The sequence below is a fragment of the Candidatus Kaiserbacteria bacterium genome (assembly GCA_016699245.1).
Lineage (GTDB): Bacteria > Patescibacteriota > Minisyncoccia > Phycocordibacterales > UBA918 > Damh-18.
In genome coordinates this window covers 994,855-1,011,580 of record CP064968.1, presented here as the reverse complement: position 1 = coordinate 1,011,580, position 16,726 = coordinate 994,855, and the positions used below count along the sequence as shown (strand labels likewise).

General features: G+C 46.0%; 15 protein-coding genes. 1 reads left to right on the top strand and 14 read right to left on the bottom strand.

The genetic code is table 11. The annotated features are described in order from the left end of the window. Position 1: 1 nt before the first annotated feature. The 12 genes from IPH92_05200 to IPH92_05145 all read right to left on the bottom strand — a co-directional run bounded on the left by IPH92_05200 (position 2) and on the right by IPH92_05145 (position 13,300). Positions 2–610, bottom strand: a complete 609-nt coding sequence (locus IPH92_05200; protein ID QQR64916.1) for a methyltransferase domain-containing protein — start codon at positions 608–610, stop codon at positions 2–4. Continuing rightward, a complete protein-coding gene (locus IPH92_05195; protein ID QQR64915.1) occupies positions 607–1,785 on the bottom strand; it encodes a glycosyltransferase in 1,179 nt (392 codons plus the stop codon). The genes IPH92_05200 and IPH92_05195 overlap by 4 nt, the downstream gene beginning before the upstream one ends. Positions 1,786–1,808: 23 nt before the next feature. After that, positions 1,809–2,816, bottom strand: coding sequence for an NAD-dependent epimerase/dehydratase family protein (locus IPH92_05190; protein QQR64914.1), 1,008 nt, complete (start codon positions 2,814–2,816; stop codon positions 1,809–1,811). Continuing rightward, on the bottom strand, positions 2,806–4,092 hold the full coding sequence (locus IPH92_05185; protein QQR64913.1) for a DegT/DnrJ/EryC1/StrS family aminotransferase: 1,287 nt from the start codon (positions 4,090–4,092) through the stop codon (positions 2,806–2,808). The genes IPH92_05190 and IPH92_05185 overlap by 11 nt, the downstream gene beginning before the upstream one ends. A gap of 60 nt (positions 4,093–4,152) precedes the next feature. Beyond that, a complete protein-coding gene (locus tag IPH92_05180; protein ID QQR64912.1) occupies positions 4,153–4,998 on the bottom strand; it encodes a hypothetical protein in 846 nt (281 codons plus the stop codon). Positions 4,999–5,006: 8 nt separating this feature from the next. Then, positions 5,007–6,875 (bottom strand): asparagine synthase (glutamine-hydrolyzing), encoded by a 1,869-nt coding sequence (gene asnB, locus IPH92_05175; protein ID QQR64911.1) that lies wholly within the window; start codon positions 6,873–6,875, stop codon positions 5,007–5,009. After that, the gene (locus IPH92_05170) at positions 6,863–7,672 is read right to left on the bottom strand and encodes a polysaccharide deacetylase family protein (protein ID QQR64910.1); all 810 of its coding nucleotides are present in this window, start codon (positions 7,670–7,672) and stop codon (positions 6,863–6,865) included. The genes asnB and IPH92_05170 overlap by 13 nt, the downstream gene beginning before the upstream one ends. Positions 7,673–7,681: 9 nt before the next feature. Next, positions 7,682–8,521: a sulfotransferase gene (locus tag IPH92_05165; GenBank protein QQR64909.1), complete on the bottom strand. Its 840-nt coding sequence runs from the start codon at positions 8,519–8,521 to the stop codon at positions 7,682–7,684. Further along, entirely contained in the window at positions 8,518–9,534 is a 1,017-nt protein-coding gene (locus tag IPH92_05160; GenBank protein ID QQR64908.1) for a glycosyltransferase family 4 protein, read from the bottom strand. The genes IPH92_05165 and IPH92_05160 overlap by 4 nt, the downstream gene beginning before the upstream one ends. 81 nt (positions 9,535–9,615) lie before the next feature. Next, positions 9,616–11,055, bottom strand: coding sequence for a glycosyltransferase (locus IPH92_05155; GenBank protein QQR64907.1), 1,440 nt, complete (start codon positions 11,053–11,055; stop codon positions 9,616–9,618). A gap of 16 nt (positions 11,056–11,071) precedes the next feature. Next, positions 11,072–12,190 (bottom strand): glycosyltransferase family 4 protein, encoded by a 1,119-nt coding sequence (locus tag IPH92_05150; protein QQR64906.1) that lies wholly within the window; start codon positions 12,188–12,190, stop codon positions 11,072–11,074. A 3-nt stretch (positions 12,191–12,193) separates the two neighbouring features. Further along, entirely contained in the window at positions 12,194–13,300 is a 1,107-nt protein-coding gene (locus IPH92_05145; GenBank protein QQR64905.1) for a glycosyltransferase family 4 protein, read from the bottom strand. A 62-nt stretch (positions 13,301–13,362) separates the two neighbouring features. Here IPH92_05145 and IPH92_05140 point away from each other — a divergent pair, with 62 nt between their 5' ends. Next, entirely contained in the window at positions 13,363–14,367 is a 1,005-nt protein-coding gene (locus IPH92_05140; protein ID QQR64904.1) for a polysaccharide deacetylase family protein, read from the top strand. Here the strand turns inward: IPH92_05140 and IPH92_05135 are convergent. Then, positions 14,339–15,139, bottom strand: a complete 801-nt coding sequence (locus tag IPH92_05135; protein QQR64903.1) for a PHP domain-containing protein — start codon at positions 15,137–15,139, stop codon at positions 14,339–14,341. The two genes, IPH92_05140 and IPH92_05135, sit on opposite strands and share 29 nt — an antisense overlap. Before the next feature lie 150 nt (positions 15,140–15,289). Next, the gene (locus IPH92_05130; protein ID QQR64902.1) at positions 15,290–16,498 is read right to left on the bottom strand and encodes an ATP-grasp domain-containing protein; all 1,209 of its coding nucleotides are present in this window, start codon (positions 16,496–16,498) and stop codon (positions 15,290–15,292) included. Positions 16,499–16,726 lie beyond the last annotated feature (228 nt).

Genomic DNA, 16,726 nt, shown 5'->3' with positions numbered 1-16,726 from the left:
ACTATTTTATAACTTCAAGTTCCCATATAAGTATCTTCATAGGAAAAAGAAGTGAGAGGTGCGAATCGTAAAACTTTGGATACCTCCCTATACACCACTTAAATATTCTCACGAGTGGATTACCGGATACCTGTGGCCAACCATACCAAAAACCACGTAGATGAAACCGCGCATCGACATACTCATACTGTGCGAGTGCCTTCCCTTCAATATAGTAATCAAGTGAACGAGTAGTGAAGAAGTGTTTGTGAGTTGAGTCGGTAAAGGCATCAGGGCAACGGAAATACGGAACTGCAATAAGTAATCTCCCCTTTGGCTTCAAGATGCGTTTCATCTCTTTCATAATCGCCAACTGGTTATCCAAATGTTCAAATACACTATGTGCAAAAATAAGGTCGAAGGAATTGTCGGGAAAAGGCCACGGGAGCACATCCAAATCATGCACAATATCGATACCCGGCAGATCAAGTATATCTATCGTAACGGCGCCAGGCAATGCTTTTTTTCCCGGGCCGATATGAAGAACTTTCTCACCATGCGTAAAGACATTTTCTTTCGTAATACCCTTTCTGGTATAAATTTTTTCTGCGTATGTTTCTTGGTTTGTCATTTGTTTCGTTTATGAACTCGCTCTAGTATATGCGCTACAATTGCTTTTGTCCTCTGTTCCCATGTAAACGCTGAGACGACTCTATGCGCGCTCTCTGCGCGTATTTTTGAACCGTACGTATCTTTGAGTGTATCCTGAATTGCCTTTGCAAGTGATTCTGCATTTCCTGACTCAAAGAATGTTGCTGTGGTACTATCGAGGACTTCGCGGAGTGACGGTACGTTCGATGCCACAATCGGTATGCGACTTGCCATGTATTCAAAAAGTTTCATAGGTGACGTGTATAGATTGCTATAGGTAAACAGAGCAGAATCAGGCAGAACAAGGACATCTGCCGATACAACATAGTGCGGTACCTCAACATAGTCAACTCTTCCCAAAATAGAAATGTTACTTTTTTGCCCATATCGCTCTTTGAATGAGTGCACTTGGTTCTCAGTTCCCCCGAGAAAGACAATATGTATATCTTGAGGAAGAAAATCTGCTGCTTCTGCCAATGTCTCGACACCTTTTTCTGGAGCAAGCGTCCCTGCATACAATACAATTTTCTTCCCCGTTCTAATCCCGTGCATACTCCAAATATCTCTATTCGGTAGCACTGATTCAAACATTGGTAAGTCAACAGCATCTCGAGCGACAAGAATCCTATCAGCAGGTAATGCGTACGCTTCAACAAACTTTTTTTTAAGTCCCTCAGTAATGACGATAACACCACACATACATCGAAGCGCCCATATATACAACGTTTCAAAATTTCGAATCTGATGAGTCTCAAAAAATATAGGCATGAGGTAGGAGAGTGGTATCAACGAGAGCACCACTTCACCCCGTACATACACCACTAGTTTCTTTCGTGTAAAAAGTGACTGACACCATACAGAAAAAATATAGATGTTTGCACACAGAAAAAAAGAAAAATTGCGGAGTGCGTATCGAAATGGGATCCCTTCTATGTCTATCGCGCATATCTTCGTATGAGGAAATGTATCCTCAAGGTTAAAGAACTCAGGGACTGACACCGTATCTCGTGTATACCTCGTCACCAGAGTGAGGTCGATACCCTGCACCCCAATTCCCTCGCACGTATGTGCAATCTGCACTCCATTTGCACGCTCGTTTGGCATACGTGCATTCACGACATACAGCACTTTTATTTTTTTAATGCTGTCTCCCATACATTTATTGCAAACTCAGCCCCTTAGACCACATGGTTTTTATTGAATCCGTCCGATTCAAACCAGTCGAGTGTCTTCCTGAGTCCTTCATCGAGTGATACCTGTGCTTCAAAATTCAATTCCTTGCGAGCTTTTGATGCGTCGACAGGTCGATGTAATACCACATCCCAATCACGTCTTGGTACATACACAATCTCTGATTTATTACCACAGAGTGCATTCACCTTTTGTGCAAGATCTGACATCGTTGTCGCCACCTCGGTCCCGATGTTGTACACAAGATTGTCATCTGCCTCAAGCGGGTGTGTATAGTAGTTTTTAAGGACTTTATGTTGACTCTTTTCCATCGCCGCAATAGTTCCCTCCACAATATCGCCGACGTAGGTAAATGGTCGTGTCTCTTCGCCGGTACCGGTTATGGTAAGAGGCATACCATGCATTGCACTCCATAAGAAATTTGGAATAACACTTCTGAATTTTCCCGGGTAATCTCCCGGACCATAACTACTAAAGTAACGAACGACAACTGCAGGGAGTCCTTTGAACTTACTAAAGAACGTAACATAATGCTCTGAAAGTAACTTCGTAATCGCATACGGAGTCGAAAGCATGAGAGGGCTCGTCTCAGTAAATGGCTCTCCGGTTGGTCGGTATACACACGAAGATGATGAGTACAAAAATTTTTCTACCTTATGCGCAACTGACTTTTCAAGTAACTTCACAATACCAATACCATTGGTGGTGAGGTCTTTCACCGGAAAATCAACCGAGAGTTGGTTGGCGAAGTTTGCTGCCAAGTGATAGACATGCGTAATGTTGTGTTCAAATACCTTACTCAGCACTTCGTCATCACAAATATCTCCATACACATACACAATTTTAGGGTGTGAGTGCGCGTTATCAGCATGACCCGATGAGTTGTTATCAAGAATGACGAGGGTGTCAAAATCATCAATTTCAATGAGTCTTTTAATAAGATTCGAACCAATAGCGCCGGTGCCTCCGGTAACGAGTATATTTTTAGCTGACATGGGTAATGTAGTTTTTTATGGTCTCAATAATATAATCCAACTCTTTCCGCCCGAGGAGTGGGTGACATCCAATTGATATCGCGTTGTCCCTAATATACCGACTATTTTTCAAAGCGCCAAAACTTCGTCCCGGGGCTTTTACGAGACCAGGTTGATCGGGGAGTGTACCGCACATAATTGCTCGTGTCTCGATTTTGTGCTCTTCCAGATATCGTGCAAATTCTTTACGGACGACACGCTTAGTGTCCTTAATGACAATTGGGAACGTATAGTACGCATGCACAAATGTTCCATCTGATGTTGGTGGGAAATGGAATATATCGCTCTGTCCCGCGAGTTGCTTACTCAAATATTCTGCATTCTTGATACGAATCGCATTCATTGCAGGGAGTTTTTTTAACTGTTCTATACCAAATGCAGCGGGGGCGTCAGCCATTCTGAAATTCCAGCCAATTTTATGGAAGGTATACCGCTCATCAAAGTCTTTAAGTTTCCCCGATGAATAACTGTACCGTGGCCCCGTATGGATTCTTCGTCTTCCAAATTCACGTAAGTCTCTGAGAATTGTATTGTACGTATCTGAATTCGTCTGAATCATTCCTCCTTCTGCGGTCGTCATGTTGTGTGCGACATAAAAACTCCATGTCGCAATATCTCCGAAACTTCCAACAACCTTCCCTTTTATTTTTGCCCCATGTGCCTCGCAACAATCTTCAATTACTTTGAGCTTATATTTTTTTGCAATTGGGAGAAGCCGTTCCATATCAGCAGGACATCCAAGTGTGTGCACGATAATGACACATTTGATTTTATTCTTTTTTTGGAGTGCTTCTTCAAGCGCTCCTATGTCCATATTGAGTGTCTGTGGATCAATATCAATATACACAGGCTTTAATCCGAGCTGAATAATGGGCGTCACGACACTTATGAATGTCGTCGCGGGAACCGCAACTTCGTCTCCCTTTTTTAAATCACCATTTTCGAGGAGTGCATTAAACGCAAGAATGTTTGCCGATGTTCCTGAATTTACGGCGATGCCATGAGTATTTCCTGTGTACGCACAAAACTTATTTTCAAATTCTATGACGGGCTTTTGTGTAGAAAGAGAACCATGAATATAACACTTCATTACTGCTGTAATCTCTTTATCATCATAGTATCCACCTCCAATAGGAGCAATCCAATTTGGATTCTTAAAATGATTTTTAGGAAGGTCTTTAAAATACGACTTTATTTCTTGATGTATTGTAGCCTCTATTTTCTTTTGACTATTCATGATTTACATAATTACTTGTATTCAAACCCATGCAGTATACACCGTATACAGCATACTAAACTAATGAGGCGTCCTATCACCATATACCCCATTCACCAAATCCTGATCCTTCTGCGTTGAAGCCAGGAGTTCCAGATTTTTCTTCTCCATGAGTTTGAGGAGTTCGACACCACTCGTATCATTCACACAGAGTTCACGGTAGAGGAGGCTAAATGCGGCCATATCCTTGATAAAACAATGTCCTCCTGCGCCACGGCCGCTCTTGTGAAGAGGTGCATTGTAGTAGGGCGACATCATGGGATCGACATTCATAATCTGCTCCACATGTACCCAGTCAACCCCCAACTTTTCTCCAAGGTCATAGCAAAGATTTGAAAAAATCACCCGCATGAAGCCATGAATGTTGTGAATGTATTTAAAGAGTTCCGCTGATTCAATAGGAATAATAAATTCATGCTGGCTCTTCGGGAGTATGCGCATGACGGTCTCGCCTGCTGTGCGGTGTCCTGCAGAATCGGGGAATATTCCTACGACATTCACAATAGGATGTGCTGCATCGTGCGCTGCAGTTGCTTCACAGAGAAATTCTGGAGAAAAAAGTATGACCAAACTTGGAAAAGTATCTTGCAGTTTTCGCGTTGTGCCCGGAAGAAGAGTCGACTTTATTACAACAATACTTCCGTCTCGAAGAAGAGAAAGGCTTTTCTCGATGATACTGTAATCAAACCCCTCAGGTGTAGTAGGAGTAGGTACCGCAATAAACGTGATATCGCACTCCTTGAGTGCATCCTTATTCCCTACGTATTCTTTCTCAAGAGCATACCGCACCACGGTATGTCCCTTCGACTCAATGTCATTTGCAATATTTTTCCCCACATAACCCTGTCCAATAAATCCTATTTTCATACACACTGTTATAACTGTAGTCTACCCAGTAAAGTTTTTTGATACTCATCTATACGCACGCCGTGTGCCCTTGCCCACACCTGGAGCACCAGGATGTTCCAAAGAGGATACAGGTAATAGCCCCGCTTTTCAACATGGTCAGAAAGAAGCCTCTGTACTGCCTCCCAATCAAAAAGGCTATCGAGGCCATTGTAATACGGAGAGGAAAATGTGTCCCGCATAAATACATTGATGACAGGGTCGCGAAACCACTTAGCTGCAGGAGAAAGCCATCCCCGTTTTGGCTGATTGTAGAGATGTGGAGGAAGATACTTTTTATATGTGTGGCGAATGATGCGTTTTCCCTCGTGCGGAAGCGTCTTGTGCCAGACTGAAATTTGATCAGACATGTAGACTACATCCGTATCGACAAAGGGCACCCTCAGTTCAATGCCGTGCGCCATAGAAGCATAGTCAGAGCGTACAAAGCACTCATCAGGAAGCCAGGTGTGGCGGTCTACCTGCATAAAAGTATCAAGTGGGTGCTGTGTATTCCCCACCTTTGCATACTGCGCATTAAAAAATTCTGTAGTGCTCGCATTGATACCTAGATCACGAGAAAGAAACGGGCGAATTTTCTTTTCATCTTTTACCATGAGCGCTCTGTGGAGTGAAGTACCAAACGGCGTCGCAAGTTTCCCCACACGTGGGCTCATCCGCGCTCCGAGATGTTGTAGAGGAAGCGGAAGTGTTTGATAGAGGTACGCCCCCATTGCGATACGATGACGTGTATACCCCCCAAAGAGTTCATCACCACCATCGCCACCCAAGACCACAATTGTGCCGTCCTTACGCACAAAGTCGCTGAGGAGATACTGTGTCACTGCCGTAGAGTTGGCTACCGGTTCACTCATCGAGGAAAGTACTTGCTCAAGTGAGTTTCGTACTGCATCAAGGGTAATCGTGAGTGTCTTGTGTTCGGTACCAAAAAACTTTCCAGTCTCTTTTGCAAGTATCGCATCAGCATTAAACTTTGACGCTTCAGATTCCTCTCCCCGCACCGCTTCAAAGTCTACCGAGTATGTGCGAGTATGCGGAGAAAATTGTGCCATATGATGCACCACAATACTCGAGTCAAACCCTCCTGAAAGATATGCTCCTATAGGCCGGTCGGACACCATTTGCCGCTCCACCGCTTTTTGGATCGTCTCGTACACATCCTCATGTGATACTGTTTTTTTCTCTGGTACTGGCTGAAGAAATGAATATGTCGTGTATGCACCCGCTTTCCAGATAAGCGCCTGCCCTGCTTCGAGTTTGTACACACCTTCTACGAGTGTCTGAGGCGCAGGTACATATTCCATACTGAGATAAAATCCCACACTTTCCATATTGAGTGTAGGTGAAGGGACAGAAAGCAAGACTGCGGGGAGTTCGGAAGAGAACGTGAGTACTCCGTCTCGCTCCGTATAATAGAGTGGCTTCACACCCATGTGGTCACGTGCGAGGAAAAGTGTTTCTGTCTCCTTGTCCCAAAGCGCGAATGCAAAAATGCCCCGTAGGCGCGGGAACATCTCCCTTCCCCACGTAGCGTATGCTGCGAGAAGCACTTCAGTATCTCCCTCTGTCTTAAAATCATAGTGTGCACGCAACGCTTCACGGAGTTCACGGTAGTTATATATCTCACCATTAAAGACAATGGTATAGCGTTCGTCATTGCTCTGCATCGGCTGATCGGAAGCGTGGGAGGTATCGATAATCGCAAGGCGATTATGGCCAAGGGTAATGTTGCCACTTTGATACACCGAAGAGCCATCAGGGCCACGGTGCTTCGTGCGCTCATTCATTTTTGTTACAAGCGCCTCATCTTTTTTAGTAATGCCGTTTATCGCGCACATAGTTTCTTCAGTATACCGTATAGGTCGTATCCACCCTCTCCCCACCTGCGGAGTGTCGTGGGTGGAAGACTATCAGGAATACAAAGGCGAGAGATTGCGTATGGAGTACGCATATCAGCAAAGACACCCTCGGTTGTGAATGCGTGAGTGTAGCCGGCTTCGCTCATAAGGCGCGCCGTGTCTTCTGTATAATCGCCCTGATTGCCAAAGGGATACGCAATAGCTGTAGCGCTCGTGCCGAGCATAGTACTGAGACGTACCTTGTCGCCCTTTATTTCTTCCTCCTGCTCTGCCACAGGTAATTCACTGAGACGCATGTGTGTACGTGTATGGCCACCTATGGTGTGGCCCGCACGCAAAAGTGTGCGCGCACCTTCCCAGTCAAGGATACGGTGTGGCTTTGTGAGCAGAAGTCTCTCTCGCACAAAGGTCTCTTGCTCTTCTTTATTTTGTGCATCAAGGAGCCCTGAATTGACGAAAAAAAGCGCCTTCACGTTATATTCTAAAAGCGCGGGAAGGCATACATCCACCCACGAAGCGTAGCCATCATCAAAGGTGACGAGTATGTTTATTCGCTTCGTATCAAAATTCCCGGCAGTAAATTCTTCAGGTGTGAGCATGTGGCAGTGCGTACAAAGAGTCCTGATACTCTCCGCAAACCATTCTCTGTCCTCAATGTCATGGAAGACAATCACACGCACCAAAGGACCCTTTGTGCGCACATGTGCACGATACAGCCATGAAACTCCCGTTATGTGGGCAAGTGCAATATACGTATCACGAAGTAGTTGTTTCATTTCTCTATATTACTCATGAAGTCCCCATTCGGTCACGAGGTCGCGGCCAAGAATATTCGAAAGTTGCATAGCATCATCACGGAAATATGTCGCAAGGCCAGTTCTGTCAAATGTCGGTTCCTCTTCCTTTTTTGGAGGTTTTGTGTTGAAACGCCGTACCAAATCAGGAATTCCGAGGCGACGTATAATGTGCACCAGTCGGTCGAGCCCACTCTTACGTAGAAATTCGGAGAATAGGTGCATATTTTTCTCAAGGGCTATATTTTTGGGCACACGAGTCACATTGATAGACTCATGGAGCATACTCGGAACAAAATCAGTACTCACCCCAAGGAATGCATATATTTTTTTTATAAACGCTTCGGGGTCATTTTTGTTATCTTCGTAGATGAGCACGAGCATCTGCGATGGGTCGAAGTGCTCATAGTATGGAGCGAGTTGTTTTGCATAGAGTCCTTGTTCAAGGACACTTTTTTCAGTGGTGTAATATTCCGTAAAGGGCATAGACTCAGGAATTTCCCCACCCTTGATAGCATTACCATATTGCGAAAGCGCGCGATCGATGGGGTTGCGCAAAATCGCAATTATTTTTATATCAGGATAGTGCTCATGAATGCGCGTCGCGGTAATATCGGAATACAGATATGAGGTAGAGAACTCTCCACACTTTTTTCCTGCATCACATTTTGCAAAATTATTTTCGTACCACGCTATACCCTTTTCATATCGGGGACGGCTGAAGAAATGAATTTCTTTAATGGGAATACAAATCTCAGGATGCTCATAGAGGCACGCATACACCCATGATGTCCCCGACCGCTGTGCACCTATTCCTATGAAGTCAATCATGTTGTTTGTGTAAATTGTTCTTGTAATAATCCCACTAATTTTGAAAGCGAATGTTGCTCACGTACCATCTTCTGTAGTTGGGTGCGATACTCGTTTTTTTCTGACTCTGAAAGTGCACTGAGTCGCAATACACCGTCACGTACACCTTCAGCAGAATCATGAGAAAGTATACTCAGGTCTGGCAACATGCCTTTAAATGAGGTATTAGTCACAAGCACCAAAGCGCCACACGCTGCCGCCTCAAGAACTGTCTTATCCATACTTCCTTCTGGGGTTAGATTAACATAAATCTCATGAGTGCTATAAATCGCGGGAGCTTCATGGTTGGTAACGGCGTCATGGAACGTAATGTGTTTACCTGCGCTTTTGCGTAAGGCATTACCATACTCACCGTTTGCATTTTGTACATCACCGTATACATCCACCGTATATTCAGAAAGCATATTTGCAGCTGCAATAAAAAGTTCGGGGCGCTTTACGGGAGACAGACGTCCAAAGAAAAGGAGGGACTTTTCTTTAGGTACCTTTCCCACCATGGGCTGAAACACCTCGGTATTAATCCCGACAGGCATCTGAAGCGCGTGCGGAAACACGCGCGTACAGGCTAAGGGTGAGGTATAAAAGACGCGGCGCGCGAAGCGCGCCGCGACACGCGTCAGCATATTCATCCGCGCATGGTTACGCCAGAAAAACATCGGTTTCCCAAGGAGTCTCCATAGCCACCCACACAGCACAATGTAGTGCGGATTCATATGCGAAAAAACCACATCGTACTCAGAACGCAGAGTCCATGCAGAGTAAAAAAGTCTCGAGAGATACCGAATATAACTCACCCCCTTTTCTTTCCCCAATGAGTGTACGTGTACGTGCGCGGGTAATGTATGCACTCCTTCCCGCAAACAAATCACCTCAACACGTTCAAAATATTTTGCAAACTCTAATAACCATCCGTGAAAGAAACCCAGAATTGGGTCATTTTTATCTACCGCTTGTGTTGTGATGAGTATCTTCATTAAATTCTAGGGTGTCCCAGCATACCCTTTTTTGCATATTTTTTCTAACTCACTAAAATGTCAAAACGTTCTATGAAAATCTTATGCAGCTTTATTTGATTCAACCATACAGCGTTCTATGCTGAGCGCGTATGCCTCAAGGTATGCACCATAGTTTTGTTCGACACGGTCGAGTGTTGCCTCAAATGCATTTAATGCGAAATGTGTACGGGTTTGATTTTCATTCAAATAGCGATTAATACCATCAGCAATGCACTTTACATCCCCGGGCTCACAGAGACACGCAGACTCGCCTTCCACAAATATTTTTCCACCAAGCCCTTGTGCATTTGCAACGAGTGGTACCTTAGCCATTGCTGCTTTGAGAAGAAACTCATCATCTCCTGGATCTTCAGACATATGTACACACAAATTTGTTGACGTGATATAGGAAAGTATTTCTTCGGGCATGGGGAGAAACTCAACCTGCTTTTGGATACCAAGCGCAATCACATTTGCTTCCAACTGTGCGCGGAGCGGGCCATTCCCCGCGATTATCAAACCCAGTGCCGGGTATCGATGCATGATGCGGGCTGCACCCGCAATAACCGAAGCGGTGCGTGAATTCGTGTGCATCGTGGACACATGGAGCATGGTAAATTTAAACTGCGGGTAGAATTCGCGAAGTGTAGCAGTGGGTTGAAAGTCTTTCCATAAGTCGAGAGGGTAGTACTGAGGAAGCCCTTCTACGGTATTTTCTAATTCAGGTCGTTCGTGAATTACCGCAAGGCGTTGTTCTTCAGTGTCGGTACGCACATGTGTGGCATGTTCAAGAACATACGCCACACACCAATCATAGAAACCAGGGTACTTCATTGTACCGACAAATTCCTTATCAAAAAAGTCTTCTTGTACATGCAGGAGAAAGGGTCGTTTATATTTCCGACTCACATACCACCCCACCATACCCGCCACAGCCGGATCATCAGCAATCACAATATCTGCCCTGAAACCACCACTAAACTCAAGCTGCGATTTTATAATACTATACGCCTGAAACCACCATTTCCATGGTGCTGATGAATTAGTGGGATAGAGCCATACATTTTCAAAAAGGCGCTCTGTTGCAGTATCGGTATCGATGTCGGAATCAGGGTCCACACTATTAATAAGTACAATATGAATCTCCAAAAATCGATTTCGTAAATCGGTGATGCGTCTGTGTATTTCACTTCCCTCATCGCGGACATGGATATCCTTGGTGATAAGAAGCAATCGAGTAGACTGACGTATCTCCGTATGTACCAAGACCGACTCCTCCTTGCGTGCTTCGGTAAGTTTCACCGAAGGAAGTTCGGGTACAATTTCCTCTTCAGGTTCTGGTATTGCTGCCTCCTCGGCACGCACACGCACGCGCTCCGCAACACGCTCATCAACAATCACCACCTCGTCCGATACATCAGCTGATGCATCGAGTATCGTATTGAGGTGCGAAGCAGCACGTTTTGATGGATTGAGTGTATCGTCTTCCTGATTTGACATGTAGATAGTATACCCGCTACGAGACCGGCTTTAATGCGGTTACCCACGCTTTTGCGTATTCCTCTGCCGTGGATTCACTAAGCGCTCGCGCAGTTTCTTTTCCGTTTGTACCACACTGCGTGCGAAAAGCAGTATCCCGTATCATATGTATCATCGCCTCAGCATACGCCTCATCATCCATTTCATGCACGACGAGTCCGTGGATCCCGTCCTGTACCACCTCGCCAACACACCCCACGTCAGTGGTAATGAGGGGAAGTCCAACTGCCATTGCTTCGACAAGGGTAAGTGCATATGCTTCGTGGAGCGATGCAAGAAGAAATATGTCTGCTTCTGCCATTTCTTTTCCTACCGCATCAGTCCATGGAAGAAGTGTGATTGCGTCACGTACCCCAAGCGATGTCACGAGTCCAAGAATACGCGCTCGCTCGCTTCCCTCACCCACAATACGGAGGTGCGTCAGGGGATGCTCTCGGTGTACGAGTGCAAATGCACGCACGATTCGGAGAATATCTTTCTCCGGCGCGAGGCGCCCTATAAAAAGAAACGTGTACGGGGGTGTGGTGCGCACCACATGCGTATACGGAAGAAATGCCTCAAGTTCCGGGCGGATAGGCAACACCGTGATTTTCTTTGCAGGAATACCACGTTGTGTAAGCGAGTCTTTGATACGCTTTGAAACGACACGGATAAACGGCGCACGCCGAAGCAGTAACAAAGCAAGAAATAGTTGAATGCGCTTGACAGGCGAGCGTCCACTCCACCCGCTTCCAAAATAATCTCCATGCACCTGCACATGAAAATGTGCATCACACACTTGAGAAAGCACCCATGCAAACCACCCAATGAGGAGCGGGTCTTGCGCAGAAACTACACGCGCAGTATCAGTGTCTTTCACACGCAAAACTCGAAATCCAATACGAAAGGCATCCACGAGCATCATGAAGCGATTACGAGAATTGGTAGGGTACACATGAAGATTCCCTTCCTCTACCACATCGGTATATCCATGTTCCTTTCGCGTGAGCACAATAATAGAAAGTTGCGAGAGGTGCGCCGCATAGAGTTTCATTCGCTCTTGCTCGCGTCCTTCTCGAAGAATATTTCTTCCCAGACTAATGGTAAGTACATGCATATACTATGAAAATAATCGGACTACTTCTTCGGCAATCACCACTTCGCGAAACTGCCCAACCTTTGTACGCGCCGCGCGCGTTATGTGCTCGCAAAGAAGTGTGTCATTCGTGAGACGTGTAATAGCTTCTCCAATCGCCTGCACATCATTATGTGCCACGAGGAGTCCCTCTTTCCCATGAGTAATTAACTCCACGTTTCCACCTACTGGTGTCGTAATAATTGGTGTGCCAATATTCATCACTTCAAGGAGTTGGTGCGAGAGACCTTCATATGCGGTATTGAGCACGAACACATCTGATGCCTTCACCCGTTCCCATAGTTCCTGTTTTCCCACACTTCCGCGAAGCGTTATATACGTATATGCATTGTGTTTTTTGATAAATACTTCGAGTGCATCTCGTAGAACACCATCCCCGATGATTTCTAGAGAGACATTCATTCCTTGTCCTCTCTGAGCAAGGACAGCCTCACAAAGCCCCACAATCCCTTTCCACGGCACCAAACGTGCTGCGGTAGTCACCACCACTCCCGTGTAGTTATATTTTTGACGAAGTGACTCTCGTGTCTCAGAAAGTATAATGGGGCTAAGCGCACTATATACGCGAATGATTTTCTCTGAAGCTATTTCCCATCCCATCACGAGACTTCGCATATACTCACTCGGCACCACCACACGTGTTGCGTGATGCACTACCCACGCTTGGATGAATACAAGTGCGCGCACCTCTTTAGAGTGGCGCGTACACTCGTGCTGAAACTCGTCAAGCGTGCTCGTTACACCAAAACGCTGTTGCCCCTGCTCCCAGGCATAGTCCCCTGGCACACGCACATAGAGTGGTGTCCTGAGTATGATACTTGCAATAGTCGCAGGCAGACCCACACTCACCGTATCAAGTGCATAGATAACATCCACTTCCCACCCCGCACGCAAAAGTTTCCAAAGGTAGGCAAGATGTCGAATTATTTTTGGTAGATGTCTCACTTCGCCAAATGAAACGACCGTAAGAGAAAAACCGCGCGCGGGAAGCACCCGCTCCAGGAAACGCGTGTATGTTGCAGGGCCACCGATGTCAGGTGTATAGAGTCCTGTTGCAATAAGAATCTTCATAAAAATAGTATGCCTGAATAACCTCTTTTAAAACAGCCCTCCTACAGGTATAGTTACAGGATATGGAGGAAAAACACGGTTTTTTTGTAGTATCTATCGACTTGGAACTTTTCTGGGGGATGTTTGATAAGACGACGCTCGAAGAATACGGTGCGCGTATTAAAGGTGAGCGCACCGCTATTCCACGCACCCTCGCACTCTTTACAAAATACGGCATCCACGCGACCTGGGCAGGAGTAGGGATGCTCATGGCGCGCACAAAGAAAGAACTCCTCTCACTCATTCCTCCTAAGGAACTTCGCCCACAGTATACCGACATGCGCGCTTCCTCATATGAATACATTGAGACTGCGCATATTGGAGAAGATGAAGTCATTGACCAATATCACTTTGGCTCCACTTTTGTTCAGATGATTATAGAGACACCGCATCAAGAGTTTGGTAACCACACCTTCTCGCATTACTACTGCATCGATGGGTATGAGAACGATGCATCGCTTTTTCTACGCGACATGGAAGCGTTTGAAGCCATCGCCGCGACATATGGCATCACCGCTACCTCCATTGTATTCCCGCGCAACCAAGCGAGCCATGAAGCACTCTATACGTGCGCAGAGCGTGGTATCACCGCATATCGTGGTAACGAAGCACATGTGCTCTATGCACCGCGCAAAGAATCTGCGCAGTCACTGCTCATTCGCGGTACACGCCTTCTCGATCACTATTTCAACGTGAGTGGACACCACACCTATCCACTTCCCTATCCCGATGTATATGGACTATACAACATTCCTTCGAGTCGTTTCTTCCGTCCCTTTATGCCCTCCCTTCGCTTCTTTGAATGGTTACGCTTGCGTCGCATTAAAAAGAGTATGACCCATGCAGCAAAGCACGGAGAAATATTTCACCTCTGGTGGCATCCACACAACATGGGTATCAACCAAGATGAAAACTTCAAAAATCTTGAGGAAATTCTCCGCCATTTCTGCACACTACAAAAGCGATACGGCATGGAGAGCGCTCATATGCACGACATCACTACACACGCGAGCGAACGAACTGGGTGAGTTGCTTGGGAAAGCGAATACCCAACTGTGCGAGAAGTGCATTCACCCATTTTCCCACAGTAATAATCCACACCGAACGGAGACTTTTCCATCTATAGAGACTGATGAGTGCTGGAGCATTCGGGAGTACGCCATAGAGCGACGCTTCATCAGAATGGATGCGGAATGCACCAATCTTAAGTTTTTCTAAAATATCAAACTCACTGAAAACTGTGGCATTGAGTGTAATGAATGGAGCACCAAAATGTGGTGCACGATGAAAATCCACACCACCCGTCGCAACGAGCGCCGGTTTTTTAAGACGAAGGGTATCAAAGAGCCGAAGCGAGCGCGTGCGTGGTACACGTTTCCCTTCGTACTGCTGGTTCCATACTTCAAGAGCGTCTATCTCCTCAAGAAGCGCGTCGCGTACCTCAAAGTGATTCCGTACCGGGTGTGCAAGCACCACAAAGGGCGCCGTGCTCGTCCACTTTTTAAGAGCGTCTATGGTGCCTGCATACGTACCCGAAAATGTGCGTTCGCCTATCATAAGAATATGTGCCTTCATGAAAGGCACTTCAAACCCCGGAATAAAGAGAAACGTGTCATCAGAAAGCACCCCGCACTCACGCACAAAATCCGCCGCACGTTCGGGAGTAAGTTCATCGGTATGCTCCGTCATACACACAAACTGAATACCTTTTTTTTGACACAATGCTTTAATCTCCAACAGAGACATCTGTGCATCGTATGAATACGATGCATGACAATGCATAATACCCGTAAGTTCCATAGAACGAGTATACCGTCATTTCCAAGAAGACGAAAGATAATACAACTATTCCTAAACACCCAAAATACTCCCCAAACACACCCACACACACCACCTCCCCCCATTTACCGTATATTGTACACCTGTTACATATACGGTAAATGGGGAAAATTATTTTGAAGGGAAAAGTTTCTTGAAGATATCTATGATTTCCATGAGGGCGGGTTTGGGGTCGTGGAGGGACCATACGTCGGACACGGTGCCTTTGGGGAGTGCACAGAAACTCTGAAGTGCACTCGTACGCTTCGGATACAAGAGTGAACGCATCGCATCACGCTTAAAAAGTACGCGAAGAAGGTGCATTATGTCCCCCATACGGTGATTGGACACCACACCTTCGCGCGCATATGCTATTTGTGAAGGCACCTTCCCTGTTGTTGCATATATAAAGTATTGGTACGGCATGTCCGCACCCGCAGCCATCGAAAGTGGGAGTGAGCCCCAGAAGCGTCCATTGATTTCCATAAGGTAGGGTTTGCGTGTATCGCCATCAACTTTAAACTCCACCATAATTGGTCCGGACCATGCTAATTTTTTAACGAGCACTTCGGCATAACCTCGTAATTCATGATACAAATCTCCTTCTCCAATAGTCTCTTTGAGGACTGACGCGCCGCCCGTTGGTGAGAGTGAACGAAGTCTGTGGTGCATGGCAAGCACAAAAGGTTTCCCTTTATGCGCGAGCATCTCAACACCATATTCCTCACCAAAGATGCAGGTCTGAATGAGTGGCGACTCGCCGCTTTCTTGCGTAATTTTTTCAAACTGTGACACAAGTGCCATAGCATTTTGCGCAAATGATGCCGTACCAAAAATCCCTACCCCATCCTTCCACGTCACACTTCTCCGCGACTTCACCACAACGGGGTACTCAACGCTTTGACTCAGATGAAGAATTTCCTCATGAGTCACTGGGGCCTGTGTAGGAATGGTGTGGACTCCCGAAATATGTGCGAGCGAATACGTCGCTGCTTTATCGAACGCAATGTCGACAGAAGTCTCACTGGGGAAAATGAGGGTCATATGCGAAGCAAGTGCTTCACGGTATGCATACAAAGAAAGCCATGTTGCATCACTAAATGCATATACCACTGGCTGCCCACCAAGGCGGAGTGCTTCTCTCTTCACTGCTTCTATAAAACCCTCCTGATGAGTGTAGGGCGAAGGGTAGGTGAACACTGCGGTTGCAAAACGAGAATGAAGTGCCATACCGGTACTCCGTGTTGCGCCAACACTCACCGTGATTCCTCGCCCACCAAGCGACCGTACTGAGGCGAGCGCGCTTTTCAGATTTCCATCGAGAATGAGTGCTGATTCCATACACCCATACTAATACGGCCAAAATATTGTGTCCATGTATACCTTTTTCTTCCAAAACCTTGTACAACTAAAGCAGAGTATGATTAAAAAACCTCATAGACAAGGCGCACAAACGAGAAAATGTGAGGCGTGAGAAGTGATTTAATATCACTTCGCAAGACTCATTGAGGACTTTTGCGAATGAAATGAAGCAAAAGACCCAATGAGTGGACAGTTCCTGTTAAGGAA

What these genes read in the sequence shown, in the direction of transcription:
- asnB (QQR64911.1), bottom strand. Translation starts at nt 6,875, where the DNA reads ATGTGCGCGATAAACGGCATTACTAAAAAAGATGAGGCGCTTGTAACA.
- IPH92_05190 (QQR64914.1), bottom strand. Translation starts at nt 2,816, where the DNA reads ATGTCAGCTAAAAATATACTCGTTACCGGAGGCACCGGCGCTATTGGT.
- IPH92_05165 (QQR64909.1), bottom strand. Translation starts at nt 8,521, where the DNA reads ATGATTGACTTCATAGGAATAGGTGCACAGCGGTCGGGGACATCATGG.
- IPH92_05195 (QQR64915.1), bottom strand. Translation starts at nt 1,785, where the DNA reads ATGGGAGACAGCATTAAAAAAATAAAAGTGCTGTATGTCGTGAATGCA.
- IPH92_05130 (QQR64902.1), bottom strand. Translation starts at nt 16,498, where the DNA reads ATGGAATCAGCACTCATTCTCGATGGAAATCTGAAAAGCGCGCTCGCC.
- IPH92_05145 (QQR64905.1), bottom strand. Translation starts at nt 13,300, where the DNA reads ATGAAGATTCTTATTGCAACAGGACTCTATACACCTGACATCGGTGGC.
- IPH92_05150 (QQR64906.1), bottom strand. Translation starts at nt 12,190, where the DNA reads ATGCATGTACTTACCATTAGTCTGGGAAGAAATATTCTTCGAGAAGGA.
- IPH92_05155 (QQR64907.1), bottom strand. Translation starts at nt 11,055, where the DNA reads ATGTCAAATCAGGAAGACGATACACTCAATCCATCAAAACGTGCTGCT.
- IPH92_05160 (QQR64908.1), bottom strand. Translation starts at nt 9,534, where the DNA reads ATGAAGATACTCATCACAACACAAGCGGTAGATAAAAATGACCCAATT.
- IPH92_05135 (QQR64903.1), bottom strand. Translation starts at nt 15,139, where the DNA reads ATGGAACTTACGGGTATTATGCATTGTCATGCATCGTATTCATACGAT.
- IPH92_05185 (QQR64913.1), bottom strand. Translation starts at nt 4,092, where the DNA reads ATGAATAGTCAAAAGAAAATAGAGGCTACAATACATCAAGAAATAAAG.
- IPH92_05200 (QQR64916.1), bottom strand. Translation starts at nt 610, where the DNA reads ATGACAAACCAAGAAACATACGCAGAAAAAATTTATACCAGAAAGGGT.
- IPH92_05170 (QQR64910.1), bottom strand. Translation starts at nt 7,672, where the DNA reads ATGAAACAACTACTTCGTGATACGTATATTGCACTTGCCCACATAACG.
- IPH92_05140 (QQR64904.1), top strand. Translation starts at nt 13,363, where the DNA reads ATGGAGGAAAAACACGGTTTTTTTGTAGTATCTATCGACTTGGAACTT.
- IPH92_05180 (QQR64912.1), bottom strand. Translation starts at nt 4,998, where the DNA reads ATGAAAATAGGATTTATTGGACAGGGTTATGTGGGGAAAAATATTGCA.